Origin of the sequence: Streptomyces sp. BR1, assembly GCF_052373795.1 — a bacterium.
In the GTDB taxonomy this organism is placed as follows: Bacteria; Actinomycetota; Actinomycetes; order Streptomycetales; family Streptomycetaceae; genus Streptomyces.
Map to the genome: position 1 here is coordinate 6,185,858 of NZ_CM126252.1, position 25,227 is coordinate 6,211,084.

Annotated in this window: 24 protein-coding genes and 1 riboswitch; of the genes, 17 read left to right on the plus strand and 7 right to left on the minus strand. The window is 70.6% G+C overall.

Annotated features, from left to right (window positions below):
- Nucleotides 1–24 precede the first annotated feature (24 nt).
- From ACT1U9_RS27125 to ACT1U9_RS27170, 10 genes are all read left to right on the plus strand, one after another.
- A complete protein-coding gene (locus ACT1U9_RS27125) occupies nt 25–633 on the plus strand; it encodes a CDP-alcohol phosphatidyltransferase family protein (RefSeq protein ID WP_444535232.1) in 609 nt (202 codons plus the stop codon).
- 113 nt (nt 634–746) lie between these two features.
- A complete protein-coding gene (locus ACT1U9_RS27130) occupies nt 747–3,242 on the plus strand; it encodes a sugar phosphate nucleotidyltransferase (RefSeq protein WP_444535233.1) in 2,496 nt (831 codons plus the stop codon).
- 96 nt (nt 3,243–3,338) lie between these two features.
- Nucleotides 3,339–4,262 (plus strand): DUF881 domain-containing protein, encoded by a 924-nt coding sequence (locus ACT1U9_RS27135; RefSeq protein WP_444535234.1) that lies wholly within the window; start codon nt 3,339–3,341, stop codon nt 4,260–4,262.
- Nucleotides 4,259–4,591, plus strand: a complete 333-nt coding sequence (locus tag ACT1U9_RS27140) for a small basic family protein (RefSeq protein ID WP_003970459.1) — start codon at nt 4,259–4,261, stop codon at nt 4,589–4,591. The genes ACT1U9_RS27135 and ACT1U9_RS27140 overlap by 4 nt, the downstream gene beginning before the upstream one ends.
- 5 nt (nt 4,592–4,596) lie before the next feature.
- Nucleotides 4,597–5,445: a DUF881 domain-containing protein gene (locus ACT1U9_RS27145; protein WP_444535235.1), complete on the plus strand. Its 849-nt coding sequence runs from the start codon at nt 4,597–4,599 to the stop codon at nt 5,443–5,445.
- Between the two features lie 82 nt (nt 5,446–5,527).
- Nucleotides 5,528–6,466 carry an FHA domain-containing protein gene (locus tag ACT1U9_RS27150; protein WP_444539262.1) on the plus strand — a complete coding sequence of 313 codons (939 nt, stop codon included), beginning with the start codon at nt 5,528–5,530 and terminating at the stop codon, nt 6,464–6,466.
- Nucleotides 6,467–6,526: 60 nt separating this feature from the next.
- The gene (gene ftsR, locus ACT1U9_RS27155; protein WP_444535236.1) at nt 6,527–7,270 is read left to right on the plus strand and encodes a transcriptional regulator FtsR; all 744 of its coding nucleotides are present in this window, start codon (nt 6,527–6,529) and stop codon (nt 7,268–7,270) included.
- A 53-nt stretch (nt 7,271–7,323) separates the two neighbouring features.
- Nucleotides 7,324–7,797 carry a bifunctional nuclease family protein gene (locus ACT1U9_RS27160; protein WP_006123076.1) on the plus strand — a complete coding sequence of 158 codons (474 nt, stop codon included), beginning with the start codon at nt 7,324–7,326 and terminating at the stop codon, nt 7,795–7,797.
- A gap of 222 nt (nt 7,798–8,019) precedes the next feature.
- Complete coding sequence (locus tag ACT1U9_RS27165; RefSeq protein WP_444535237.1) at nt 8,020–8,652, plus strand: MerR family transcriptional regulator; 633 nt, start codon at nt 8,020–8,022, stop codon at nt 8,650–8,652.
- Between the two features lie 68 nt (nt 8,653–8,720).
- Nucleotides 8,721–10,187 carry a DNA polymerase IV gene (locus ACT1U9_RS27170; RefSeq protein ID WP_444535238.1) on the plus strand — a complete coding sequence of 489 codons (1,467 nt, stop codon included), beginning with the start codon at nt 8,721–8,723 and terminating at the stop codon, nt 10,185–10,187.
- Here the strand turns inward: ACT1U9_RS27170 and ACT1U9_RS27175 are convergent.
- Nucleotides 10,103–10,480 (minus strand): PRC-barrel domain-containing protein, encoded by a 378-nt coding sequence (locus tag ACT1U9_RS27175; protein ID WP_361433726.1) that lies wholly within the window; start codon nt 10,478–10,480, stop codon nt 10,103–10,105. The two genes, ACT1U9_RS27170 and ACT1U9_RS27175, sit on opposite strands and share 85 nt — an antisense overlap.
- Before the next feature lie 113 nt (nt 10,481–10,593).
- Nucleotides 10,594–10,691: riboswitch (glycine riboswitch) on the plus strand.
- Between the two features lie 193 nt (nt 10,692–10,884).
- Between ACT1U9_RS27175 and gcvP the strand changes: the two genes are divergently transcribed.
- On the plus strand, nt 10,885–13,770 hold the full coding sequence (gcvP, locus tag ACT1U9_RS27180; RefSeq protein WP_444535239.1) for an aminomethyl-transferring glycine dehydrogenase: 2,886 nt from the start codon (nt 10,885–10,887) through the stop codon (nt 13,768–13,770).
- Nucleotides 13,771–13,917: 147 nt separating this feature from the next.
- Here the strand turns inward: gcvP and ACT1U9_RS27185 are convergent, their stop codons facing one another.
- Both ACT1U9_RS27185 and ACT1U9_RS27190 read right to left on the minus strand, forming a co-directional pair.
- Nucleotides 13,918–14,124 carry a DUF5999 family protein gene (locus tag ACT1U9_RS27185; protein ID WP_067155431.1) on the minus strand — a complete coding sequence of 69 codons (207 nt, stop codon included), beginning with the start codon at nt 14,122–14,124 and terminating at the stop codon, nt 13,918–13,920.
- Between the two features lie 332 nt (nt 14,125–14,456).
- Nucleotides 14,457–15,044 carry a hypothetical protein gene (locus tag ACT1U9_RS27190; protein ID WP_444535240.1) on the minus strand — a complete coding sequence of 196 codons (588 nt, stop codon included), beginning with the start codon at nt 15,042–15,044 and terminating at the stop codon, nt 14,457–14,459.
- Between the two features lie 485 nt (nt 15,045–15,529).
- Here ACT1U9_RS27190 and ACT1U9_RS27195 point away from each other — a divergent pair, with 485 nt between their 5' ends.
- Nucleotides 15,530–17,080 carry a glutamate--cysteine ligase gene (locus tag ACT1U9_RS27195; protein WP_444535241.1) on the plus strand — a complete coding sequence of 517 codons (1,551 nt, stop codon included), beginning with the start codon at nt 15,530–15,532 and terminating at the stop codon, nt 17,078–17,080.
- Here the strand turns inward: ACT1U9_RS27195 and ACT1U9_RS27200 are convergent.
- Nucleotides 17,046–18,818 (minus strand): substrate-binding and VWA domain-containing protein, encoded by a 1,773-nt coding sequence (locus ACT1U9_RS27200; RefSeq protein WP_444535242.1) that lies wholly within the window; start codon nt 18,816–18,818, stop codon nt 17,046–17,048. The two genes, ACT1U9_RS27195 and ACT1U9_RS27200, sit on opposite strands and share 35 nt — an antisense overlap.
- A gap of 185 nt (nt 18,819–19,003) precedes the next feature.
- Here ACT1U9_RS27200 and ACT1U9_RS27205 point away from each other — a divergent pair, with 185 nt between their 5' ends.
- Complete coding sequence (locus tag ACT1U9_RS27205; protein WP_444535243.1) at nt 19,004–19,807, plus strand: CPBP family intramembrane glutamic endopeptidase; 804 nt, start codon at nt 19,004–19,006, stop codon at nt 19,805–19,807.
- 100 nt (nt 19,808–19,907) lie between these two features.
- Here the strand turns inward: ACT1U9_RS27205 and ACT1U9_RS27210 are convergent, their stop codons facing one another.
- On the minus strand, nt 19,908–20,723 hold the full coding sequence (locus ACT1U9_RS27210; RefSeq protein ID WP_444535244.1) for a PhzF family phenazine biosynthesis protein: 816 nt from the start codon (nt 20,721–20,723) through the stop codon (nt 19,908–19,910).
- A gap of 150 nt (nt 20,724–20,873) precedes the next feature.
- Between ACT1U9_RS27210 and ACT1U9_RS27215 the strand changes: the two genes are divergently transcribed.
- Nucleotides 20,874–21,470 (plus strand): PadR family transcriptional regulator, encoded by a 597-nt coding sequence (locus ACT1U9_RS27215; protein WP_361425936.1) that lies wholly within the window; start codon nt 20,874–20,876, stop codon nt 21,468–21,470.
- Between the two features lie 84 nt (nt 21,471–21,554).
- Here the strand turns inward: ACT1U9_RS27215 and ACT1U9_RS27220 are convergent, their stop codons facing one another.
- Both ACT1U9_RS27220 and ACT1U9_RS27225 read right to left on the minus strand, forming a co-directional pair.
- Nucleotides 21,555–21,983, minus strand: a complete 429-nt coding sequence (locus ACT1U9_RS27220; protein WP_444535245.1) for a type II toxin-antitoxin system Rv0910 family toxin — start codon at nt 21,981–21,983, stop codon at nt 21,555–21,557.
- A 118-nt stretch (nt 21,984–22,101) separates the two neighbouring features.
- Nucleotides 22,102–22,299 carry a hypothetical protein gene (locus ACT1U9_RS27225; RefSeq protein WP_444535246.1) on the minus strand — a complete coding sequence of 66 codons (198 nt, stop codon included), beginning with the start codon at nt 22,297–22,299 and terminating at the stop codon, nt 22,102–22,104.
- Between the two features lie 232 nt (nt 22,300–22,531).
- Between ACT1U9_RS27225 and ACT1U9_RS27230 the strand changes: the two genes are divergently transcribed.
- The 3 genes from ACT1U9_RS27230 to ACT1U9_RS27240 all read left to right on the plus strand — a co-directional run bounded on the left by ACT1U9_RS27230 (nt 22,532) and on the right by ACT1U9_RS27240 (nt 25,200).
- Nucleotides 22,532–23,065, plus strand: a complete 534-nt coding sequence (locus ACT1U9_RS27230; protein WP_444535247.1) for a Clp protease N-terminal domain-containing protein — start codon at nt 22,532–22,534, stop codon at nt 23,063–23,065.
- A gap of 31 nt (nt 23,066–23,096) precedes the next feature.
- A complete protein-coding gene (locus tag ACT1U9_RS27235; protein WP_444535248.1) occupies nt 23,097–24,083 on the plus strand; it encodes an EamA family transporter in 987 nt (328 codons plus the stop codon).
- A 163-nt stretch (nt 24,084–24,246) separates the two neighbouring features.
- Nucleotides 24,247–25,200 (plus strand): DMT family transporter, encoded by a 954-nt coding sequence (locus tag ACT1U9_RS27240; protein WP_444535249.1) that lies wholly within the window; start codon nt 24,247–24,249, stop codon nt 25,198–25,200.
- Nucleotides 25,201–25,227: the final 27 nt, after the last annotated feature.

Sequence of the window (25,227 nt, forward strand, 5' to 3'; positions counted from 1 at the left end):
GGCACGTTCACAGGAGGCCCCCGGGTGGAGGTCCAGGAGACTCGCGTTCAGACGGACCGGGTGCTCACCATCCCCAACATCCTCAGCATGGCGCGTCTCGTCGGCGTACCCGTGTTCCTGTGGCTGATCCTCCGCCCCGAGTTCGGCGGGCCGAAGAGCGATGGCTGGGCATTGCTCATCCTGGCGCTCAGCGGTGTCAGCGACTACCTGGACGGGAAGCTCGCCCGGCGGTGGAACCAGATCAGCAGCCTTGGCCGGCTGCTCGATCCGGCGGCCGACCGGCTGTACATCCTTTCCACGCTCGTCGGTCTCACCTGGCGGGGGATCCTGCCGATTTGGTTGACTGCTGCCCTTTTGGCCCGGGAGCTGATGCTTCTGGTGATGGTGGGAATCCTCCGCAAGCACGGCTATCCGCCGCCGCAGGTGAACTTCCTCGGTAAGGCCGCTACGTTCAACCTCATGTACGCCTTCCCGTTGCTTCTGCTGAGCGACGGAAGTGGGTGGCTCGCCGATCTGGCGGCGATTTTCGGATGGGCGTTCGCCGGATGGGGTACAACGCTGTATTGGTGGGCAGGAATCCTCTACGTGGTTCAGGTCCGCCGGCTCGTCAAGGCGGACCCAGCGGCCGATTGAGCTCGTCGAAGCGGTTCCGTCGGAGTCGACGGAACCGCGCATGATGCCAGGGGGCCCACCCGGACGGGTGCAGTCGGCTAGACCGTCGTCTCGTCAAGGAGGACGCTTCCGACATGAAGGCCGTCGTGATGGCCGGTGGCGAAGGTACCCGCCTTCGCCCCATGACCTCTAGCATGCCCAAGCCGCTCCTGCCGGTGGCCAACCGGCCGATCATGGAGCATGTGCTGAGGCTGCTCAAGCGGCATGGGCTCAATGAGACCGTCGTAACCGTGCAGTTCCTCGCCTCGCTCGTCAAGAACTATTTCGGCGACGGTGAAGAGCTCGGGATGGAGCTCACCTATGCCAATGAGGAGAAGCCCCTCGGCACCGCCGGCAGCGTGAAGAACGCCGAGGAAGCCCTCAAGGACGATGCCTTTCTGGTGATCTCGGGCGACGCCCTCACCGACTTCGACCTGTCGGATCTCATCAGCTTCCACAAGGAGAAGGGCGCGCTGGTCACGGTGTGCCTGACCCGCGTACCCAACCCGCTGGAATTCGGCATCACCATCGTCGACGAAGAGGGAAAGGTCGAGCGGTTCCTGGAGAAGCCGACCTGGGGGCAGGTCTTCTCGGACACGGTGAACACCGGCATCTATGTGATGGAGCCGGAGGTATTCGACTACGTCGAAGCCGATGTGCCCGTCGACTGGTCCGGTGACGTCTTCCCTCAGCTGATGAAGGAGGGCAAGCCGATCTACGGCTATGTCGCCGAGGGCTACTGGGAGGACGTCGGCACACACGAGAGCTACGTCAAGGCGCAGGCCGACGTGCTCGAAGGCAAGGTCGACGTCGACATCGACGGATTCGAGATCTCTCCCGGCGTCTGGGTCGCCGAGGGCGCCGAGGTGCATCCCGACGCGGTCCTGCGGGGGCCGCTCTACATCGGTGACTACGCGAAGGTCGAGGCCGACGTAGAGATCCGTGAGCACACGGTCATCGGGTCGAACGTCGTCGTGAAGACCGGGGCGTTCCTGCACAAGGCCGTCGTCCACGACAACGTCTACATCGGGCAGCACAGCAATCTGCGCGGCTGTGTGATCGGCAAGAACACCGACATCATGCGGGCGGCGCGGATCGAGGACGGCGCCGTCATCGGGGACGAGTGCCTGGTCGGTGAGGAATCCATTGTCCAGGGCAACGTTCGCGTCTACCCCTTCAAGACCATCGAGGCGGGTGCCTTCGTCAACACCTCGGTGATCTGGGAGTCGCGCGGTCAGGCCCATCTCTTCGGGGCGCGCGGTGTCTCCGGCATCCTCAATGTCGAGATCACCCCGGAGGTCGCCGTGCGGCTGGCCGGTGCGTACGCCACGACCCTGAAGAAGGGGTCGACCGTCACCACCGCGCGCGACCACTCGCGTGGCGCGCGGGCGCTGAAGCGGGCGGTGATCTCGGCGCTGCAGGCCAGTGCCATCGACGTACGGGATCTGGAGAACGTACCGCTGCCGGTGGCCAGGCAGCAGACCGCGCGGGGCAGCGCCGGCGGGATCATGCTGCGGACCTCGCCCGGTGTGCCGGACTCGGTGGACATCATGTTCTTCGACGAGCGGGGCGCGGATCTCTCGCAGGCCGGTCAGCGCAAGCTGGACCGGGTGTACGCACGTCAGGAGTACCGGCGGGCGTTCCCGGGCGAGATCGGTGATCTGCAGTTCCCGTCCAGCGTCTTCGACTCGTACACCGGGTCCCTGCTGCGCAAGGTCGATACGACCGGGGTCACGGAGGCCGGGCTGAAGGTCGTCGTCGATGCCTCCAACGGGAGCGCGGGGCTTGTGCTGCCGAGTCTGCTCGGGCGGCTCCAGGTGGATTCGCTGACCATCAACCCCGGGCTCGACGAGTCGCGGCCGACCGAGACGGCCGACGGCCGGCGGGCCGGTCTGGTGCGGCTCGGTGAGATCGTGGCGTCGGCGCGAGCCGCGTTCGGGGTGCGGTTCGACCCGGTGGGGGAGAAGCTGTCGCTGGTCGACGAGCGCGGGCGGATCGTGGAGGACGACCGGGCGCTGCTTGTCATGCTGGATCTGGTCGCGGCCGAGCGGCGCAGCGGGCGGGTGGCGCTGCCGGTGACCACGACCCGTATCGCCGAGCAGGTCGCGGCGTACCACGGTACGCAGGTGGAGTGGACGACGACCTCGCCCGACGATCTGACCCGGGTCGGCCGCGAGGAGTCGACGATCTTCGGCGGGGATGGGCGCGGCGGATTCATCATTCCCGAGTTCAGCAGTGTCTTCGACGGGGCCGCCGCGTTCGTACGGCTCATCGGTCTGGTCGCGCGCACCCAGCTGACGCTCAGTCAGATCGACTCGCGGATACCCCGGGCGCATGTGCTGCGGCGCGACCTGGCGACGCCGTGGGCGGTCAAGGGCATGGTCATGCGGCGGGTCGTGGAGGCCGCCGGGGACCGGTCGGTGGACACGACCGACGGCGTACGGGTCGTGGAGGCCGACGGCCGCTGGGTGATGGTGCTGCCCGACCCGGCCGAGGCGGTCACTCATCTGTGGGCCGAGGGCCCCGACGACGCCTCCGCGCAGGCACTGCTCGACGAGTGGTCGGCGATCGTCGACAGCGCAGGTCACTGAGGTAGTAGCCGGTGCCGGGCGGGGTCGTGGGACGCCGTCCGGTGCACCGGTGGGGCCATTCGGCGGCCGGGGCGCCGACGTGCGACGATGTGCGGCATGTCGCAGCAGCCCCCCGTTCGGAGCACCCCCGCTCCACCCTCTCGCCCCGACGCGTCCATGTCGCTGCTGACCAATGTGATGGACCATGCGCTGGACGAGGGCTACGCGGAGGCGACCGCCCGGCGCAAGGCCGAGGGCGACGAGGGCATGCCCCGGCCGCTGCGCGCCAAGCTCGGGCTCGCCGCGGGTCTGGTGCTCGCGGCCGTCGTGGTCACCATCGGCGCCGCGCAGGCGCGGATAACAGCACCCGTGGTCGCCAAGGAGCGCCAGGAGCTGATCGGCCGCGTGGAGGCCGAGACCAAGGCGGCGGACGACCTGCAGAAGCAGGTGAACACGCTGCGCGACCAGGTCGGTGAGCGGCAGCGCAAGGCCCTGGAGAAGCACGGCGGTGACCAGGCCGAACTGGTCGCGCTGCTCTCGGGCGCCACCGAGGTGCACGGGCCGGGCGTGAAGCTGGTCGTCGACGACGCCAAGAACACGGAGACGGGCGGCGGTGGCGGGCCGCGCGAGAACACCACCTTCGCGGACACCGGCCGGGTGCGCGACCGGGACATGCAGCGGATCGTCAACGGCCTGTGGCAGTCCGGCGCCGAGGCCGTCGCCATCAACGGGCAGCGGCTGACCGCCCTTTCGGCGATCCGGGCCGCGGGCGACGCCATACTGGTCGACAACCGGCCGCTGGTGCCGCCGTACACGGTGCTCGCCGTGGGCGACGGGAAGAAGCTCAGCACCGCCTTCCAGGACAGTGCCGACGGTCAGTATCTCCATGTGCTCCAGGAGAACTACGGCATCCGCTCCAGCATTTCGGACCAGGGCGAGGTGCGCCTGCCGGCCGCGCCGAGCCTGATCGTACGTACCGCACAGCCGCAGACCACGGGCGCCGGCCCAGGCGCGGCCGCCACAAGGAAAGGCACATCGTGATCGCCGTACTTGGCCTCGTCGTGGGAGTCGTGGTCGGACTTTTGGTCCGGCCCGAGGTGCCCGCGGTGGTCGAGCCGTATCTGCCCATCGCCGTCGTCGCCGCGCTCGACGCGGTCTTCGGCGGTCTGCGGGCCATGCTCGACGGCATCTTCGTCGACAAGGTCTTCGTGGTGTCCTTCCTGTCGAACGTCGTGGTGGCGGCGCTGATCGTGTTCCTGGGTGACAAGTTGGGCGTGGGCGCGCAGCTGTCGACCGGCGTGGTCGTCGTGCTCGGCATCCGCATCTTCTCCAACGCCGCGGCCATCCGCCGGCATGTCTTCCGGGCGTGAGGCCGATGAGCAGCGACGACACGCCCGAGCCCGACAAGGCTCCCGAGCCGGAACCGGCCGCGCCGAAGCCCGCCCCGGCCGAGCCCGCGCCCACCGCGGCCGAGCCCGCCCCGGCCGCCGAGGGCGCGCCGCAGTTGACCGGCCGCCAGCGGCTGGCCGCCGGGCTCTGGCCGCCCCGGGTGACCCGGGCCCAACTGGTCGTCGCCCTGCTGCTGTTCGTGCTCGGTCTGGGTCTGGCCATCCAGGTCCGCTCCAACAGCGACAACAGCGCCCTGCGCGGCGCCCGCCAGGAAGACCTGGTGCGGATCCTGGACGAACTCGACTCCCGTACGAAACGCCTTGAGGACGAGAAGACTCGTCTGGAAGGCCAACGCACGGAGCTGGAGACAAGTTCCAACCAGGCGGCCGAGGCGCGCAAGCAGACCCTGGAGAAGGAGCGTCAGCTGGGCATCTTGGCCGGTACGGTCGCTGCACAGGGTCCCGGCATCACGCTGACCATCAGCGATCCGAAGAAGGCGGTCGAGGCGGACAAACTGCTCGACACGATCCAGGAACTGCGGGCCGCGGGCGCGGAGGCGATCCAGATCAACGACGTACGAGTCGTCGCCAACACGTACTTCTCGGACGCCGACGGCGGGATCGCGGTGGACGGTGTGAAGGTGAGCGCGCCGTACCGTTTCAAGGTGATCGGGAAGCCACAGGATCTCGAACCCGCGCTCAACATCCCTGGTGGTGTGGTGCAGACTCTGGAGAAGGAGCAGGCCACGGCCACTGTGGTCCGTTCGGAGAAGATCGTTGTGGATGCCTTGCGACCGGCGAAGCGGCCTGACTACGCTCGGTCGACCTCGCGGTGACGCGGGGCCGCATGCGAGCTGTCGTACAAGGGCATGAGCTTGCGGGGGGTCGGCGCACCCAACTCGTGGTGCGTGGTGGAAACTGTTTGGCGGATACGGACGTTGTGAGGATGTCCGGGTCGGCCGGTGTGTTGAATGTGGGTTCGTCCTGCCCCACGGGCGGGTCTGTTTCGGTCAAGGGGAATCGCCCGTGAAGTTGTTTGCGAAGTTGTTCGGCAAGAGCGCACGCCGGGACGGCGGCGGCGCCGCCAGGCACCGTGCTCAGGGCTCTGGAGGGCCTGATGAGCAGGGTGGCGGGCGTCCGCTGTTCCGCGACGAGGTCGGCGCGCACGGTGGTGACATTCCGGGCGGTCCGGGCGCGTCTTCTGTTGACCCTGCCGGTCCCGGCCGCATAGGTTTCGGGGAACCATCAAGTACGGGTGGAGGGTTTGTTCCTGACCCGTATGCGACCAGCTCCCACGCGGTCCAGCCGGGTCAGGAGGATCCGTCCATGCCGGTGTGTACGAGGTGCGGGCACAGCAATGCCGCGGCGAGCCGATTCTGCTCCAACTGCGGCGCTCCGCTGCGGGCGGGCGCGGTTCCGGAGCGGGCCGCGGAGACCACGTCGACCATTTCCATCTCCGGACTTGAGGCGTACGACTCCGAGGTGACGGGCCAGACGGCGCTGCCGTCGCTGTCGCCGGAGGCGCAGGCCGCGGTGGACGCGCTGCCGATGGGCTCCGCCCTGCTGGTGGTGCGGCGCGGGCCGAACTCGGGCAGCCGCTTCCTGCTGGACGGCGAGCTGACGACGGCGGGTCGGCATCCGCAGAGCGACATCTTCCTGGACGACGTGACGGTGTCGCGGCGCCATGTGGAGTTCCGCCGGGGCTCGGACGGCCGTTTCACGGTCTCGGACGTCGGCAGCCTCAACGGCACGTATGTGAACCGGGAGCGGATCGACTCGATCACCCTGTCCAACGGCGACGAGGTGCAGATCGGCAAGTACCGGCTGGTGTTCTACGCGAGCCAGCGCGCGGTCTGACCCTCTCCCGGACTCGGTCCGGGGGGACCTCAGGGGGGAAGACCCATCCAGGGAAGGCCCATGCTGCATACATCGACGGGCGGTGCCGGTCACGGCACCGCCGCCGCGGGCGACCGGCTGATGAGCATCGGCACCGTCCTGAACCAGCTGCGTGACGAATTTCCCGAAGTCACCATCTCCAAGATCCGGTTTCTGGAGTCCGAAGGCCTTGTCGAGCCGCGGCGCACGCCGTCGGGGTATCGCAAGTTCAGCCCCGAGGACGTCGAGCGGCTCGCCCAGGTCCTGCGGATGCAGCGGGACCACTATCTTCCGCTGAAGGTCATCCGGGAGCATCTGGAGGCGCTGAGCCGGGGCGAGCAGCCCGCGCTGCCCGCTCCCGCCGGCTCGCGCGAGCTCCTGGACGGTGTGGTCGATCCCGACCCGGACCGCCCCACGGCGGCCCGGTTGGGCCGTGCGGAGCTGCTGGTGGCCGCCGAGATCACCGAGGAGGAGCTGGCCGACTGGGAGTCGTACGGGCTCATCTCGGCCGGTCCCGAGGGCGGCTACGACGCGGAGTCGGTGAATGTGGCCCGGCTGGTGGCGGATCTCGGCCGATTCGGTCTTGAACCGCGTCATCTTCGCGCCATGAAGGCCGCCGCCGACCGCGAGGCCGGACTGGTCGAACAGGTGGTCGCACCCTTGCGGCGGCACCGCAACCCGCAGACCAGGGCCCATGCGGAGGCGACCGTCAAGGAGCTGGCGGCGCTGTCCGTACGGCTGCACGCGGCCCTGGTCCAGACCGCTCTCGGGGTCCGGCTGCACTGACCTCGGGGGTGCCCGACTACCCAAACCTGCCGGGCACGTCCTAGGGTTGCTGTGTGAACGAGCTCGACGTCGTGGGTGTCCGGGTGGAAATGCCCTCCAACCAACCGATCGTGCTCCTGCGTGAAGTGGGAGGCGATCGGTACCTCCCCATCTGGATCGGTCCAGGGGAGGCGACCGCGATCGCCTTCGCCCAGCAGGGGATGGCTCCGGCGCGGCCGCTGACGCACGACCTTTTCAAGGACGTGCTGGAGGCCGTGGGCCAGGAGCTGACCGAGGTCCGCATCACGGACCTGCGCGAAGGTGTCTTCTACGCGGAGCTGGTCTTCGCCAGCGGCGTCGAGGTGAGCGCGCGTCCGTCCGACGCCATAGCGCTGGCCCTGCGCACCGGAACGCCGATCTACGGCAGTGACGGGGTGCTCGACGACGCGGGGATCGCCATCCCGGACGAGCAGGAGGACGAAGTGGAGAAGTTCCGCGAGTTCCTCGACCAGATCTCGCCCGAGGACTTCGGCACCAACAGCCAGTGAGCCGTACGCGGCCGATGGGCTCCAGGAAGCCGATGAGCCGTACGCGCCAACGGCTTTACGCGCCGGGCGGCTCCGGCGCATTCGAGTAGCCTTTCCCCGAAGAGGGGTACGCGAAACCACTCTCAGGGTGATTATCACTCGGCGTGCCGAGTGTGGCGATCGTTGACGCACCCCGAGTGACTGCCTACCGTCGTGAGGGCAGTTCTAGGACGGAGGGTCGGCGTGAGAAGCAGCGGCGACAGTACGGCAGGGGAGGCTCCCGGACGCAGTCCGGGGGAGAGCGGGCCGTACCCTCCCCCGAGCTCTCGGCCGGGCCCGAGCAGCGGACACCCCATGGACGACATCGTGGCCGACACCGGCACCGAGACCGTCGGATACCGGGGGCCGACCGCGTGCGCGGCGGCGGGGATCACCTACCGGCAGCTCGACTACTGGGCCCGCACCGGCCTGGTCGAGCCCAGTGTGCGTCCGGCGTACGGATCGGGCACCCAGCGGCTCTACAGCTTCAAGGACGTCGTCGTCCTGAAGATCGTCAAGCGCTTCCTCGACACCGGTGTCGCGCTGCAGAACATCCGCACCGCCGTCCAGCACCTGCGCGAGCGCGGCTTCCGCGATCTGGAGCGGATGACGCTGATGAGCGACGGGGCCACCGTGTACGAGTGCTCCTCGCCCGACGAAGTCGTGGATCTGCTCCAGGGCGGCCAGGGCGTCTTCGGCATCGCGGTCGGTGTGGTGTGGCGGGACGTCGAGGCGGCCCTGTCGCAGTTGCACGGCGAGCGCGTCGACACCGGCGAGACCCTGGTCGGGCACAACCCCGCCGACGAGCTGGCCCGGCGCCGTAACCGGGCGGTCTGAGCAGGCACGGGACCGGGCGCGGGGCCGTCGGGGGCCGATTGTCAGTGGCGTGAGGCAGCATCGGTGATGTGAGAGCCGCGCCGACCATTCTGCATCTGGACATGGATGCCTTCTACGCCGCCGCAGAGCAGGCGTCGAAGCCCAGCCTGCGCGGAAAACCGGTGATCGTCGGCGGCCTCGGCCCGCGCGGTGTGGTGGCCACCGCGTCGTACGAGGCGCGGCGGTTCGGGGCGCGGTCGGCGATGCCGATGGCCCAGGCCCGACGGCTGTGTCCGAACGGTGCCTATCTGGTGCCGCGCTTCAACTTCTACCGCTCGATCAGCGAGCAGGTGATGGAGCTTCTGGGCCGTCTGTCGCCGTTGGTCGAGCCGCTGAGCCTGGACGAGGCCTTCGTGGACCTGGAGGCCGGGGGAGTCGCGTGGGACGCCGCATCGGCGCGGGAGGCCGGTGAGCGGCTGCGCGCGGACATCAGGGCGGTGACGGGCCTTACGGGATCGGTGGGGCTCGCCGGGTCCAAGATGCTGGCGAAGATCGCCTCGGAGGAGGCGAAGCCGGACGGCCTGGTGCTCATAGAACCGGGCACCGAGCGCGAGCTCCTGGCGCCGATGCCGGTCAGGACCCTGCCGGGCGTCGGGCCCGCCACTGGCGAGCATCTGCGGCGGGCCGGGATGACCACGGTCGCGGATCTGGCCGAGGCGGGCGAGGACGAGCTCGTACGGCTCCTGGGGAAGGCGCACGGGGCGTCGCTGCACCGCATGGCGCTGGGCCTCGACGACCGGCCGGTGGTGGCCGAGCGGGACACCAAATCGGTTTCGGTCGAGGACACCTTCGACGTGGATCTGCACGACCGGGTGCGGGTGATGAACGAAGTGGGCCGCCTCGCCGACCGGTGTGTGCAGCGCCTGCGGGCGTCCGGGCACTCGGGCCGCACGATCGTGCTCAAGGTCAGGCGGTACGACTTCTCGACCCTGACCCGCTCCGAGACGCTCAGAGGCCCCACGGACGACCCGGCGGTGGTCCGTGAGGCGGCGGGCCGCCTGCTCGATTCCGTGGACACCACGGGCGGTGTGCGGCTTCTGGGGGTGGGTGTGAGCGGCCTCGCGGACTTCACGCAGGAGGACCTGTTCGCGCAGGCCGCCGGTGAGCAGGCGGGGCAGGAGGAGCCCGCGGTGGCGGACGAGGCGGATACGGCCGTCGCCGAGCAGGCCGAGCCCGAGGACCCGGCCGAGCGCCGCTGGGTCGCCGGGCACGATGTGCGGCACGCCGAGTTCGGGCCCGGGTGGGTGCAGGGCAGCGGGGTGGGGCGGGTGACCGTCCGGTTCGAGACACCCGCCTCGACGGCGCCCGGGCGCGTACGGACGTTCATGGTGGACGACCCCGCCCTTGCGCCCTCCGAGCCGCTGCCGCTGGTGGCGGCGCCGGAGGGGCCGGAGGGGGAGGACGGGGTGGATCAGGCGTCGTCGTCGCCGGCGAGCCTCCCGAAGTCGCGGTCGGGACCCGCGGGCGGATCGGGGGCGGCGATGTCCAGACCGTAGTGGTGGTAGAGCTGCAGCTCCTGTTCGGGCGAGAGATGGCGGCCGACGCCGAAGTCGGGGGCCTCCTTGATCAGCGCGCGGTCGTAGGGGATGTGGAGGGCCTCGTCGACGAGGCTGCTGGGCTCCAGCGGGACGAACGCGTCCCGGCTGAAGAGGCCGGTGCGCACGGCTGCCCACTCGGGCACCCCGGTGGCGTCGTCGAGGTAGACCTCGTCCACGGTGCCGATCTTGGTGCCATTGCGGTCGAACGCCTTGCGGCCGATCAGGCTGCGGGGATCGATATCGGTCTGCACGGTCCCTCCAACTGGTCGCAACTGCTCGTTAACCACTACGAAAGTGCACATCGCGGGCGTCGGCCACTCGAAGGATCAGGGCCGGGACTCGCTGGTACGCTGGCGATGGCTGCTGACCCCGTGCGGGAGAGTCCTTCGGAACGATCTCCGAAGGCGCCGAAGGAGCAAATCCTCCCCGGAATCTCTCAGGCACACGTACCGCGCGGACGAGGTCACTCTGGAAAGCAGGGCGGGGGACGTACGGGCACAGGCCCGCGCGCACCTCACCCTCACCGACGGTGAAAGCCGGGTCGCCCCCACGCGCCCCGGTGAAGCTCTCAGGTTGAGATGACAGAGGGGGAGGCCGTCCGGGCACCCGCGCCGTGGTGCCCCTCGCAGGTCGTGCTGACCAGGAGGCCTCCGTAATGACCGCCAACCGCATGCCGCTCACCGAGCTCGAGCGTGGCATCCCCTTCGAGCAGCGTCACATCGGGCCCGACGCAGAGGCCCAGGCGAAGATGCTCGCGCAGGTCGGCTACGGCTCGCTCGACGAGCTGACCGCCGCCGCGGTGCCGGACGTGATCAAGAGCGCCGAGGCGCTGGGCCTGCCCGGCGCCCGCACCGAGGCCGAGGTCCTGGCCGAGCTGCGCACGCTGGCCGACCGCAACCAGGTCCTGGCCCCGATGATCGGCCTGGGCTACTACGGCACCTTCACGCCGCCGGTGATCCTCCGCAACGTCATGGAGAACCCGGCCTGGTACACCGCGTACACGCCGTACCAGCCGGAGATCTCGCAGGGCCGTCTGGAGGCGCTCCTCAACTTCCAGACCGTCGTCGCCGACCTCACCGGGCTGCCGACCTCCGGCGCCTCGCTGCTGGACGAGGGCACCGCCGCCGCCGAGGCGCTGGCGCTGTCCCGCCGGGTCGGCAAGGTCAAGGGCGGCGTCTACCTGGTCGACGCGGACACGCTGCCGCAGACCGTCGCCGTCATACAGACGCGCGCCGAGCCGACCGGTGTCGAGGTCGTCGTCGCCGACCTGAGCGACGGCATCCCGGCCGAGATCGCCGAGCGCGGTGTCTTCGGCGTGCTGCTCCAGTACCCGGGCGCCTCCGGCGAGGTCCGCGACCTCAAGCCCGTCATCGACGCGGCCCACGAGCTGGGCGCGATCGTCACCGTCGCCGCCGACCTGCTCGCCCTGACCCTGCTGACCTCGCCCGGCGAGCTCGGCGCGGACATCGCGGTGGGCACCACCCAGCGCTTCGGCGTCCCGATGGGCTTCGGCGGCCCGCACGCCGGTTACATGGCGGTCCAGGAGAAGTTCGCCCGCAGCCTGCCCGGCCGCCTGGTCGGTGTCTCCGTCGACGCGGACGGCAACAAGGCGTACCGCCTGGCCCTGCAGACCCGCGAGCAGCACATCCGCCGCGAGAAGGCCACCAGCAACATCTGCACCGCGCAGGTCCTGCTCGCCGTCATGGCCGGGATGTACGCGGTCTACCACGGCCCCGACGGCCTGCGGCAGATCGCCCGGCGCACCCACCGCTACGCGGTGATCCTCGCCGAGGGGCTGCGTGCCGCCGGTGTCGAGGTCGTGCACGGCTCGTACTTCGACACGCTGACCGTCCGCGTGCCCGGCAAGGCCGCCGAGGCCGTCGCCGCCGCCCGTGAGGGCGGGGTCAACCTGCACCTGGTCGACGCCGACACCGTCTCGATCGCCTGCGACGAGACCACCGACCGCGACCGCGTCGCCGCCGTCTGGGCCGCGTTCGGCGCCGAGGGCGACATCGAGGCGCTGGACGCCGCGGCCGCCGACACGCTGCCGGCCGCGCTGCTGCGCACCGACGAGTTCCTCACCCACCCGGTCTTCCACCAGCACCGTTCCGAGACCGCGATGCTGCGCTACCTGCGCAAGCTCGCCGACCGCGACTACGCGCTGGACCGCGGCATGATCCCGCTCGGCTCCTGCACCATGAAGCTGAACGCGACCACCGAGATGGAGCCGGTGACCTGGCCCGAGTTCGGGCAGATCCACCCCTTCGCGCCCATCGAGCAGGCCGGTGGCTACCTCACGCTCATCCACGAGCTGGAGGAGCGCCTGGCCGAGGTCACCGGGTACGACGCGGTGTCCATCCAGCCCAACGCCGGTTCGCAGGGCGAGCTCGCGGGTCTGCTCGCGGTCCGCGCCTACCACCGTGCCAACGGCGACGAGCAGCGCACGGTCTGCCTCATCCCGTCCTCCGCGCACGGCACCAACGCCGCCAGCGCCGTGATGGCCGGTATGAAGGTCGTCGTGGTGAAGACCGCCGACGACGGCGAGGTCGACATCGCCGACCTGCGCGCCAAGATCGAGCAGTACCGCGACGAGCTCTCGGTGCTGATGATCACCTACCCGTCCACGCACGGTGTGTTCGAGGAGCACGTCGCGGACATCTGCGGCGAGGTGCACGACGCGGGCGGCCAGGTCTACGTCGACGGCGCCAACCTCAACGCGCTGGTGGGCCTCGCCAAGCCGGGCAAGTTCGGCGGCGACGTCTCGCACCTCAACCTGCACAAGACGTTCTGCATCCCGCACGGCGGCGGCGGCCCGGGCGTCGGCCCGGTCGGTGTGCGCGCGCACCTCGCGCCGTATCTGCCCAACCACCCGCTCCAGCCGACCGCCGGTCCGGAGACGGGTGTCGGCCCGATCTCGGCCGCCCCGTGGGGCTCGGCCGGCATCCTGCCGATCTCCTGGGCGTACGTGCGTCTGATGGGTGGCGAGGGCCTCAAGCGCGCGACGCAGGTCGCGGTGCTCGCGGCCAACTACATCGCCAAGCGCCTGGAGCCGCACTACCCGGTGCTCTACACCGGCCCCAACGGCCTGGTGGCGCACGAGTGCATCGTGGACCTGCGGCCGCTGTCGAAGGCGACCGGTGTCAGCGTCGACGACATCGCCAAGCGTCTGATCGACTACGGCTTCCACGCGCCGACGATGTCGTTCCCGGTGGCCGGCACGCTGATGATCGAGCCGACCGAGTCCGAGGACCTGATCGAACTCGACCGGTTCTGCGAGACGATGATCGCGATCCGTGCCGAGATCGAGAAGGTCGCCTCCGGCGAGTGGCCGGCCGACGACAACCCGCTGGCCAACGCCCCGCACACGGCGGCGGCCCTCGGTGGCGAGTGGAACCACGCGTACAGCCGCGACGAGGCCGTCTTCCCGGCCGGTGTCTCGGCCGCCGACAAGTACTGGCCGCCGGTGCGCCGGATCGACGGCGCCTTCGGCGACCGCAACCTGGTCTGCTCCTGCCCGCCGCTGGACGAGTACGACAACTGACGTAGGGCCGTCCACGGCTGACATACGTCGGGGCCGGTTCGGGGGTGATTCCCCGGGCCGGCCCCTTTTTTGTCGTGCTGTGCAGGTGTTTCCCCGTGCCGTGCCGTTCGCCGGTGCGCACCACGAGCCCGCGCCCGCGCTGCCGCGCTATGCGGCCTTCGCCACCTGCCCGGCGGTCAGTGCCCGGTGCGGGGCGATGATCCGCCCGTCCGGCAGCAGCTCACCGGTGTCCTCGAAGATCAGGACGCCGTTGCACAGCAGGCTCCAGCCCTGTTCCGGGTGGTGCGCCACGAGCTGCGCGGCCTCCCGGTCGGCGGAGTCGGCTGTCGGGCAGGCTGGCTGGTGCTGGCACATGGATGGGTTCTTTCGCTGCGTCGTAGAGTTGAGTGTCCTGCGGCTCGATGCGGTGTTCATGGCCGCCCCCCGTTGGTAAGTCGGTCGGTCCGCTCCCAGTGTTGCCCCACGGGCGTCAATCCGCAGGGATTTCGCGGCACCACTTCCTACTGCATATTGACGCATCACTCGTGCGGCCGGTTCAACTCAACTGCCCTGTCCCTTCGGGTGGTTCGGCGTGGCCGGGACGGGCTAGCCCGTACGGAGGACGCGCCGGGCGCACAATACAGCGCCCCGGGCCGCGTGGCGGGATCCGGGGCGCTGCGGGTTTCGGGTGTGACGACCGAGGCAGGTCAGACCGGCTGGCTCAGCAGGGGCGCGGGTGTGAGGCGCAGGGTCATGACCGGCAGCAGCTCGGAGACCCGGCGCGGCCGGTGGGCGCAGATGCCGGGCGGCGCGGGTGCGAGCGGCACCAGCAGATCGGCCGGGTCGGGGGCGCCGTCGGCGGGGTCGGAGCCGATGTCGCGGCGCAGCCACAGGGTGAGCATGTACAGCTCCGGCACGGAGAGCAGCCGGGGCTCGAAGTCCCGTGGCAGGGCCTCGGCCTGACGCAGCGCGTGCTGGGTGGAAGCGATGTAGGGGCCTTCGAAGAAGTGCGAGAAGGCCCAGCCGTCCGGGGTGAGCATGGTGTCCGCCGCGGCGACCGCGCGGTCCGCGTCGCTGATGAGGAAGCGCCAGCCGGCCAGGCGGCTGCGCGGGGCGCGGGCGCTCGGGGTGATGCGGTCCAGGACGTGGACGGGGAGCGGGAGTTCGGGGGTGAGCGGTCCCTGCGCCGAGCGCAGGGCCGGGGTGCGGGCCGCGCGGACGGCGGTGGGGGAACCGAGTGCCGCGAGGACGCTGCGCAGGGCGGGCGCGGGAGCCGGGGGGACATGCAGCGGCATGGTGGGTCGCCTCTCACTTCGGAGACACGGTGGAGCGTGGGCAGTGCGGACGGCGCTGTCTGCGTGCGGGGTCAGAGGGGGGCCGGGGGACAGTGGCCGGGGCGCCAACTCTCTGCCTCGTTTGCGGAGTTTATACGACACGTGTTCAGGGCGTGTTTCGGCTAGCGGTCGTCAGCATTACCGGCAAGTCGGTATCCGGACCCGCTGATGCGGCTTATCTCCCGATTTCAGAACGGGATACGCCGCTGGCCTGGAAAGGTGCAACTGCGGCGGTCGGCCGAAACCCGTCGGTGTTTTTCACCATTGCCGAATCCGTGGCAATAGCACGTTGCTGTATGCCGAATGCATGTGCCCGAGGCCGGTTCGTACCAGCTTACCAACCGGCCCCCTGTCATGGGGCGTTATGGATCAGCCAGCCTGGGCATTATCGACCGTGACGCACGCGGCCGGCCGTGCCGGCTGCCCATTCGAGGAGGGACGCTTCGATGGGTGAGAAGGTCGTGGCGGGCGAGTTCGACCTGTCCGATCGGCACGCGTACCGGCAGAAGCTCCAGCAGTGCCTGGAGGGGCTGGGGCGGCTCCTGGCGGAACGGAGGTTCGACCGTCCGAGGAATCTGATGGGCCTGGAGATCGAACTGAATCTCGCGGGCCCGGACGGCATGCCCCGGATGATGAACGCCGAAGTTCTCGAACGGATAGCCAGCAAGGATTTCCAGACCGAACTCGGCATGTTCAATCTTGAAGTCAATATCGCTCCGCACCGGCTCGGCGGCCGGGTTTTCGATCAGCTCTCCGAGGAGCTGCGCACCGGCCTCGGGTACGCCGAGCGCAAAGCAGGCGAGGTCGGCGCCGGGATCGTGATGATCGGAATTCTCCCGACGATCACGCAGCGGGACCTGGTCTCCGCCAACCTTTCCAACGTGGACCGCTATGTGCTGCTCAACGATCAGATAGTGGCGGCCCGCGGCGAGGATTTCACCCTCGACATCGAGGGCGTCGAACGCCTCGTCTGCACCTCCACCTCGATCACTCCGGAGGCCGCCTGCACCTCTGTGCAACTGCACCTCCAGGTCACCCCGGCCCGGTTCGCGGCCGTGTGGAACGCGGCGCAGGCCGTCGCCGCCGTGCAGATCGCGGTGGGCGCCAACGCGCCCTTCCTGTTCGGCCGCGAGCTGTGGCGCGAGTCGCGGCCACCGCTGTTCGAGCAGGCCACCGACACCCGGCCGCCGGAACTGCGCGCCCAGGGGGTGCGTCCGAGGACCTGGTTCGGCGAGCGCTGGGTGAGCTCCGCGTACGAGCTCTTCGAGGAGAACCTGCGCTTCTTCCCGCCGCTGCTGCCCATCTGCGACGAGGAGGAGCCGCTGCGGGTGCTGGCCGGGGGCGGGGTGCCCCGGCTCCAGGAACTCGTGCTGCACAACGGGACGATCTACCGCTGGAACCGTCCGGTGTACGGGATCGCGGACGGGGTGCCGCATCTTCGGGTGGAGAACCGGGTGCTGCCCGCCGGGCCCACCGTCACCGACGTCATCGCCAACGCGGCCTTCTACTACGGGCTGGTGCGCGCCCTCGCCGAGGACAGCAGGCCCGTGTGGACCCGGCTGCCGTTCGCGGTGGCCGCCGCCAACTTCGAGACGGCCTGTCGGCTGGGCATCGACGCGGAGCTGCTGTGGCCGGTGCCGCGTCGGGCCGGCGGCGTCGCGCGCGTACCGGCCGTCAAGCTCGTACGGGACGAGCTGCTGCCCCTCGCGTACTCCGGTCTCGACGCGTGGGGAGTCGAGCCGGCCGACCGGGACCGCTACCTCGGCGTCATCGAGGAGCGCTGCCGGCGCCGGGTCAACGGGGCGTCCTGGCAGGTCGACACGTACCACCGCGCCCTAGAAGCGGGCCTCGGGCGCCAGGACGCGCTCGCCACCACCACCCGCCGCTACACCGAGCTGATGCACCAGGGCGAGCCGGTCCACACCTGGCCGGCCGGCTGCCCGGGCCCGTGCCCGCCGGGCGTCACCCCTTCGCCCCGCCCCGGCCCACCGTCATGATGGCCTTGAGGATCACGCCTTGGATCTCGGCCGGGTCGCTGACCTGGTAGCCCGCGCCGCCGGTGGCCCGGGCGATCTCCGTCACCGCGTCCTTGTCGGCGTCCGGGCCCACCGCGATGGCGATCATCGGCACCGGTCTGGCGGGGTCGGAGAGTTTCTGCAACTGCGCGACGAGTTCGCCGCGCGAGATGCCGCCCGGGTCCTCGTTGGCGCCGTCCGTGAGGATCACCAGCGCGTTGAACTTCCCGGGGCGATACGTCCTGGTCGCCTCCCGGTACGCGGCGAGCGCCGTCTCGTACAGACCGGTCGCCCCGTCCGGCACCGGCTGGAGCGCGGCGAAGGCGGCGGCCAGCCGGTCGCGCTGGGTGCCGCCGCCCTTGGCCCGCTCGCCGAGCCGGGCGGTCGGGACCAGCGTGCGGTAGGCGCGCGACCCGTCCAGTCGGGTCGCGAACTCCCACAGTCCGATCTCGTCCTCGGGCGTGAACTGCGCGAGCGCCTGGAGCAGCGACGCCTTGGTGACGTCCATCCGGGAGGTGCCACCGGTACCGGGCACCGGCGCGGCCATCGAGCCCGAGGCGTCGACGACGGTGGTGATCCGGGCGTTCTGCACGGTGATCGTCCACATGCCCAGCGCCTGCTCCAGCTCCTTGGCCGAGGGCGCGTCGGCCGTGGACGTGGCGTACGGCTGCGGTGAACTGCCGCCCGCCGTGCGCACCATGGCGTCCGCCACCTCCTCGCCCGGCGCGCGGAAGCCGCTGCGCGCCAGCGTGCGCAGCGAGCCGGGCGCGCCGAGCAGCGTCATGAACCGCATCGCGGCCCGGCTCTCGTCGGTGCTCAGCTCGCTCTCGCGGACGATGGTGTACGGGTAGTCGAGCAGCGGCGTCCCGTCCTTCGGGTAGAAGAGTGCGAGCCGTCGGCCGGATCCCGGACCGCTGTTGTACGTGAACGCCGCCTGCTCGGAGAGGACGACGGCCTGGTTGCCGCGCCCGGCGCCCGAATCGCCCTGCTCCAGCGTGGCGGCGACCTGGGAGTCGCTGTTCGAGGTGCGCCGGGAAAGAAGTCTGGCCAGCGCCGCGGTCTGCGTGCCACCGTCGGAGCCCTGCCGGGCCTCGGACCGGCCGATGCTGCTGAGGGCGAGGAGCCCGGCGGCCGAGCGGGCCGGGTCCGCGGCGCCCAGGCGCAGCTTCCGCGACTGGCTGGCGGCCGCGGCCAGTTCGGCCCAGGTGTAGGTCTTCGCGGGCCAGCCGAGCGAGTTCGCGGCGGGCTTCACCATGGCGAGCGCGACCGGCGAGGCGGCGACATGGCCCGCCGTGGCAACGGGGATGCTGTCGCCGCCGTCCTTGGCACGGTCGACCCACATCGCCGCGTCGGGTATCCACACCGCGAAGTCGGGGGCGCGCCCGGCGGCGAGCGCGTCGGACACCTGGTACGACTCGCGGGCGGTGACCCGGACGTCGATGCAGGAGCCGTCGGAGGTGACCTTGTCCTCGCGCGCGTGGTCGGCGATCGACCGGACGGCCGGGGCGATGTCGGGGGAGGCGACGAGATCGAGCCGTACGGCGGAGTCCCGGCACGAGTCGCCGAAGGAGAGCAGTCCGCTGTCGACGGCGACGGCAGCGCCGCCCGCCACGGCCAGGACCAGCAGGGTGGCGACCACCACGGTACGGCGGCGGCCGACGGCCGGACGGGCCCTGGTTCCCGCTGCGGAGTGGTCGTCGGGCAAGCTGTGACGTCCCATGGCGGTGGTGCCCTCCTTGAACCCTGAACAAGGAAAACGTGAATCCCGTAGAAGGGAAAAAGGGGGACCGCGCCACCGAAATGGTGCCCGCCCCCGGCCTGTCGCGCGCGATCTTCGTACTTTCATTCGAGACCCTAGCGGGGCAGTGGTGGGCGTGGGACGGGTTCGGTCAACTGGAGGCAGGTGTGCAGGTGGAGGCGGGGCGCGTGGCTGATTCTCTTCCCGGGGAAGGGGTGTCACCGCGGATCTTGCGGTCCGAGACGGTGCTGGTTCTGGCGCTCTCGCTCGGCGCGAGCGGTGTGTCGGCGCTGATCAGTTTTGTGGGATCGGTGACCAAACCCGGCGGTCTGAAGGAGCAGGCGGCCAAACTCAACACCTCGTACGCACCCGGGCGGCCCTGGCTCGATCTCGCCTGGCAGCTCTTCGGCATCGCGACCGCGCTGGTGCCTGTGGCGCTCGTCGCGCATCTGCTGCTGCGCGAGGGCGCGGGCGGGCTGCGGGTCCTCGGGTTCGACCGCCGGCGGCCGTGGCCGGACCTCGGCTGGGGCGCGCTCGTCGCCGCCGGGATCGGCAGTGCGGGGCTCGGCTTCTATCTGGTGGCGCGGGCGGTCGGCGGCAATCTGACGGTCGTCCCGGAGTCGCTGCCGGACGTGTGGTGGAAGTACCCGGTGCTCGTCCTGTCGGCGGTGCAGAACGCCGTCCTGGAGGAGGTGATCGTCGTCGGGTATCTGCTGCGCCGGCTCGGCCAGTTGGGGTGGAGCCCGCTCGCCGTGCTCGCCGCGAGCTCGGTCCTGCGCGGCTCGTACCACCTCTACCAGGGCATCGGCGGCTTCCTCGGCAATATGGCGATGGGTGTGGTCTTCGTACTGCTCTACCGCCGCTGGCAGCGGGTCGGGCCGCTCGTGGTGGCCCATTCGCTGCTCGATATCGGGGCGTTCGTGGGGTACGCGCTGCTCGCGGGGAAGGTGAGCTGGCTGCCGACGCTGTGAACGGCCACGCACGCGTGGAGCGTGCGTAAGGGGCGCACCGCAATGGTGAACGCCCCTTACCGGACCGCGTAGTTGAGGACGGGCTCGGAGCCCCCGCCCGTCAGGGTGCCGTCAGCAGCTCGCCGTCGATGACGGTGACCGCCGTGCCGGTCAGCAGGGTGCGCTCGCCCCGCAGGGACACGCGGACGAGCCCGGAGCGGGCGGATGCCTGGAGGCCGGTCAGTTCCGTGCGGCCCAGGCGCGGCGACCAGAAGGGCGCGAGCGCCGTGTGGGCGCTGCCGGTCACCGGGTCCTCGTCGATCCCGACACCCGGGAAGAAGCCGCGCGAGACGAAGTCGTAGCCCTGGGACGGGTCGTCGGCCGCGGCCGTGGCGATGATGCCGCGCGCGGAGTGCGCGATCAGCGCCTTGAAGTCGGGGGTGAGGCCGCGCACCGTCTGCTCGTCCGCGAGCTCGACGACCAGGTCGCCGATGTGCTCGGACGTGTCGTGCGCCGAGACCGGCTCCGCGCCCAGCGCCTCGCCGAGCCCGTCCGGGATCTTCACCGGGGTGAGCGGCGAGGTCGGGAAGTCGAGCGTGATCGACCCGTCCTCGTGGGTGGTGGCCGTGAGGATGCCGCACCGGGCCGCGAACCGTACGGTGCCGGTCGCTGCCCCCGTCGTACGCAGCACATGGGCGGTGGCCAGGGTGGCGTGCCCGCACATGCCGACCTCGGTCGCCGGGGTGAACCAGCGCAGTGCCCAGTCGGCCTCGCCGCCGGGCGGCAGGGGGTGCGCGAACGCGGTCTCGGAGAGGTTGACCTCCCGGGCGACGTCCTGGAGCCAGGCGTCGTCCGGGAAGGAGTCGAGGAGCAGCACCCCGGCCGGGTTCCCGGCGAAGGCGCGATCGGTGAAGGCGTCGACGATTCGAATCCGCATGCCCTGGACCGTACGGCTCGGACAAACCAGCAGGCCAAGGCCAATCCGGGATGTCTGGCCCGAAGAGGTTCCCGAAAGGACTTGTCGAAAGAACAGTCCCGATATATCGTTGAGGCATCGCGACAGATCAACGATGGAAGGAGCGTAGCGATGCGTTCACATGGACATGGGTGCGGACAGCACGGACCCGACCATCGCGGTCGGGGCGACTTCGAGGGGCGGCGTGCCGCGTTCGGTCCCTTCGGTCCCGGCTTCGGCGGCGGACCGTTCGGGCCCGGCCGCGGCGGTCGGGGCGGTCCGCGGGGAAGGGCCCGGCGCGGGGATGTCCGCGCGTCGATCCTGGCCCTCCTCAAGGACCGGCCGATGCACGGTTACGAGATGATCCAGGAGATCGGCGAGCGCAGCGGCGGGGCCTGGAAGCCCAGCCCCGGCTCGGTCTACCCGACCCTCCAGTTGCTGGAGGACGAGGGCCTGATCACCAGTGAGAGCGAGGGCGGCAAGAAGCTGTTCACGCTGACCGACTCCGGGCGCACCGAGGCCGAATCGGGGTCCGAGGCCCCGTGGGAAGAGGCCGGGCGCGGAGTCGACTGGGAGAGCATGAACGAGATCCGGCAGGCTGGTTTCGGTCTGATGGAGGCGTTCGGCCAGGTCTGGAAGACCGGCACCGCCGAGCAGCGCCAGAAGGCGCTCGGGGTCATCAACGACGCCCGTAAGAAGCTGTATCTGATCCTGGCCGACGAGGACTGACCCCGCCGGCCGCCGAAAGCCCCGCGACCGTGAGGTCGCGGGGCTTTTCCGTATGTGCGGGCTTTCCCGTGCGTACTGAGGGGGTCAGGTCACCAGGGCGGCGAGCTTGCGCAGCGATTCGGTCAGCGCGGCCGTCGCCGAGTCCTTGAGCTTGCCCGCCATCAGCGAGACGGCAGCGCCGGTGAACTCGCCCTCGATACGGACGACGGTCGCGTCGCCGTCGGGTGTGAGCGTGTAGCGGTTGCCGACGCTCACCCCCATCGGGCCCTTGCCCTTGATGCCGAGGAGGCGGCCCGCCTCGAACTCGTCCACGGTCCAGGTGACTTCGGCGGGGAAGCCCATGAGCTTCATGTTCTCGGTGTAGGTGGCACCGAGCTCCAGCTTCTCGGGGCCGCCCTGGGGGAAGTCGGTGTGGGTGGCGTTCCACTCGCCGTACGCGGTGAAGTCTGTCAACCGGGCCCAGACCTTCTCCGCCGGAGCCTTCAGGCGCGCCTCGGCGCCGACCTCGGCCATGCGACCACCCCTTCGAGTCGGGAACGCGAATCGTGAACACGCGTTGAGAGCGTGTCGCGGAACGTAGCCGGGGTGACGGCAATACTCAATACTGATGGACCGTCAGATCCATCTGGTGTCAGATCACCGAACCGTCGACCGCCAACGCCCATATCTGCGCCGAGTCGAAGAGGTCGCACGCGCGCGGGCGCGACGACTCGTCGTGGCAGTGGAACGCGGCCCAGAACAGATCGCCGCGCAGGGCGTCGCCCGGGGCGTACACGCGGTACACGTACTGCATCCCGTCCTCGGCGAGCAGGGCGACCATCCAGCACATCGGGCCCCCTCCCGCGCTTGCCGTGGCGGCTGTGTCGTACGGGAGGGGACGTGTGCGGCGGCGGTGTGGTTGCTCGCAGGGCGTACGCCGGGCCGTGTGCGCCCCCGAGGGGTAAAACCGCAAATCTCATCCAGAAGGAGGAGAACCCGGTCAGCCACCCCCACCCAACGTGGGATGCGGAATGCTTCTGCGCGGGGATGTTCCGGGCGTCCGTGCCTGATGGGGTAGGAGGGTGCACCTCCCCCTCCCGCGGATACCGGCCCCGGTCCCCGCCGCCCCGGATCTCGAAGCCCGCCTCACCGACGAGATGGCTTCGGTGGTCGCGGGTGCCCGCAGGCGGGCGCTGCGCGACGGCGACCGGCAGATCGACACGGCCCATCTGCTGCACTCGCTGATGGAGACCGACCCCGAGGTGCGGGCGGCCTTCGACGGTGGGCCGCAGGTCGCCCGGGTGCTCGGCTACCTCGTCCAGCGCTCGATCGGATACGGGCTGCGCTGGCAGGGCTCGGTGGAGGACTCGGGGGCGATCCCGCTGCTCACCCAGCCCGGCTGGTCGCCGTCGGCGGTCACCGCGATGGAGTGCGCCCTCGCCCGCGCGGCCGCCCGGGGGCAGTCGCGGGTGCGCGGCACCGACCTGCTCGCGGCCCTCGCGGCCGACCCCGCGTGCCGTGCCGTCGAGGTCCTGGAGCACGCCGGAGCCGACGCGGACACCCTGTGCGCGAGGCTCGACGAGGAGCCGCTGTCTCGACAGGTGTCACAGGGGTGACGGTGCTGACTTCTCCTGTCATGATGTGCCGATGCAGGCGTCTCAGGGGAGAAACGTCGGCCTGGGACTGGCCCTGGCCTCGGCGTTCTCATTCGGTGGTTCAGGTGTCGCGGCCAAGCCGCTGATCGAGGCCGGCCTCGACCCGCTGCACGTGGTGTGGCTGCGGGTGACCGGCGCGGCCCTCGTGATGCTGCCGGTCGCCTGGCGCCATCGGAGCCTGCTGCTGCGGCGTCCCGCACTGCTCGTGGGGTTCGGCCTGCTGGCCGTCGCCGGAGTGCAGGCCTGCTACTTCGCGGCCATCTCCCGCATCCCCGTCGGTGTCGCGCTCCTCGTGGAGTACCTGGCGCCCGCGCTCGTCCTCGGCTGGGTCCGGTTCGTCCAGCGCAGGCCGGTGACGCGGGCCGCGGCCGTCGGTGTGGTCCTCGCCGTCGGCGGGCTTGCCTGTGTCGTCCAGATCTGGTCCGGGCTGAGCTTCGACGTCCTCGGCCTGCTGCTCGCGCTCGGCGCCGCCTGCTGCCAGGTCGGCTACTTCGTCCTCTCCGACCAGGGCGGCGACGCGGCCGACGCACCCGACCCGCTCGGCGTCATCGCGTACGGACTGCTCATCGGATCCGTCCTGCTCACCTTGGTCGCCCGCCCCTGGAACATGGACTGGTCGGTGCTCGGCGGCAGCGCCGACATGAACGGCACCCAGGTGCCCGCGGCCCTGCTGCTCGGCTGGATCGTGCTGATCGCGACCGTGATCGCGTACGTCACCGGGGTGATCTCGGTGCGCAAGCTGTCGCCGCAGGTCGCGGGCGTGGTCGCCTGTCTTGAGGCGGTCATCGCGACCGTCCTCGCGTGGGTGCTGCTCGGCGAGCACCTTGCCGCGCCGCAGATCGCGGGCGGTGCGGTGGTCCTGGTCGGCGCGTTCATCGCGCAGTCCTCGGCGCCGAAGGAAGCGTCAGGACCGGTGGCCGGTGGGGAACCGGTGCCCGCCGAAGAAGGTCGGTTGTCGGCGGGCTCGACCGCCCCGTAAAGTGCCGATCATGCATTCGACCGTACTGCCGCCTCCCGCCGCGTAAGCGCGGGCGGCCACCTCCCCGACGAAGACCGGGCTCGGGCAGTCCCCGAGCGGCTCGTCGCTGCCCGCGTACTCCAGGCATGCGACCTTTTCCCGTCTTCCTCTTCGGAGTACGTACGTGTCGAACCCTTCCTCCGGCCTGCCCGTCGGGCGTGGCCTGCTCTATCTCGTCTTCGCCGGTGTCGCCTGGGGCACCGCGGGCGGCGCCGCCGCGCTGGTCTTCGGAGCCAGCGACATGGGCCCGCTCGCCCTTTCCTTCTGGCGCTGCGTCGGCGGCCTGGTGCTGCTGCTCGGCGCGCGTGCGCTGCGCCGCCGTAAGTCCCCGGCCGTCGTCGAACCGCGCGGCAGGCGGCTGTTGCGCATCCTCGGCAACGGCATCGGTCTGACGGTCTTCCAGAGCGCCTACTTCGCTGCCGTCGCCTCGACCGGCCTCGCGGTCGCGACGGTGGTCACCCTCGGCGCCGGTCCCGTGCTGATCGCGCTCGGCGCACGGCTCACCATGGGCGAGCGCATCGGCGGCGCCGGGCTGACCGCCGTGGCCGGGGCGCTCGCCGGGCTCGCGGTCCTCGTCCTCGGCAACGGCGGCGGCACCGTCCGCCCCGCCGGGGTGCTGCTCGCACTGCTTTCGGCGGCCGGTTACGCGGGGATCACCCTGCTCACCCGGTGGCTCGGCCGCGATGGCGCGGCGATCGACCCCTCCGCCACCACCGCCTGGGCGTTCGCCGTGGCGTCGGTGGCGCTGCTGCCGCTGGCGGGTGCGGAAGGGCTGATGCCGCACTCGGCCGACCCGGTCCGGGTGGTGTGGCTGCTGTTGTACGTGGCGGCGGTGCCCACGGCGCTGGCGTACGCGCTCTACTTCGCGGGAGCGGCCGTCGTCCGGGCCACCACCGTCTCCGTGATCATGCTGCTGGAACCGGTGAGCGCGGCGCTGCTCGCGGTGTCGGTACTGGGTGAACGGCTGAGTACGGCCACGGTCCTGGGCACCTTGTTGCTGCTGGTCGCCGTGGTCGGGCTCGCCGGGGCCGAGGCGCGGCTCGCGGCGCGGGCCCGGCGGGAGCCGGTCGCGGCCTGACCGAACGGGGGCTTCCGGAAGGTGTTC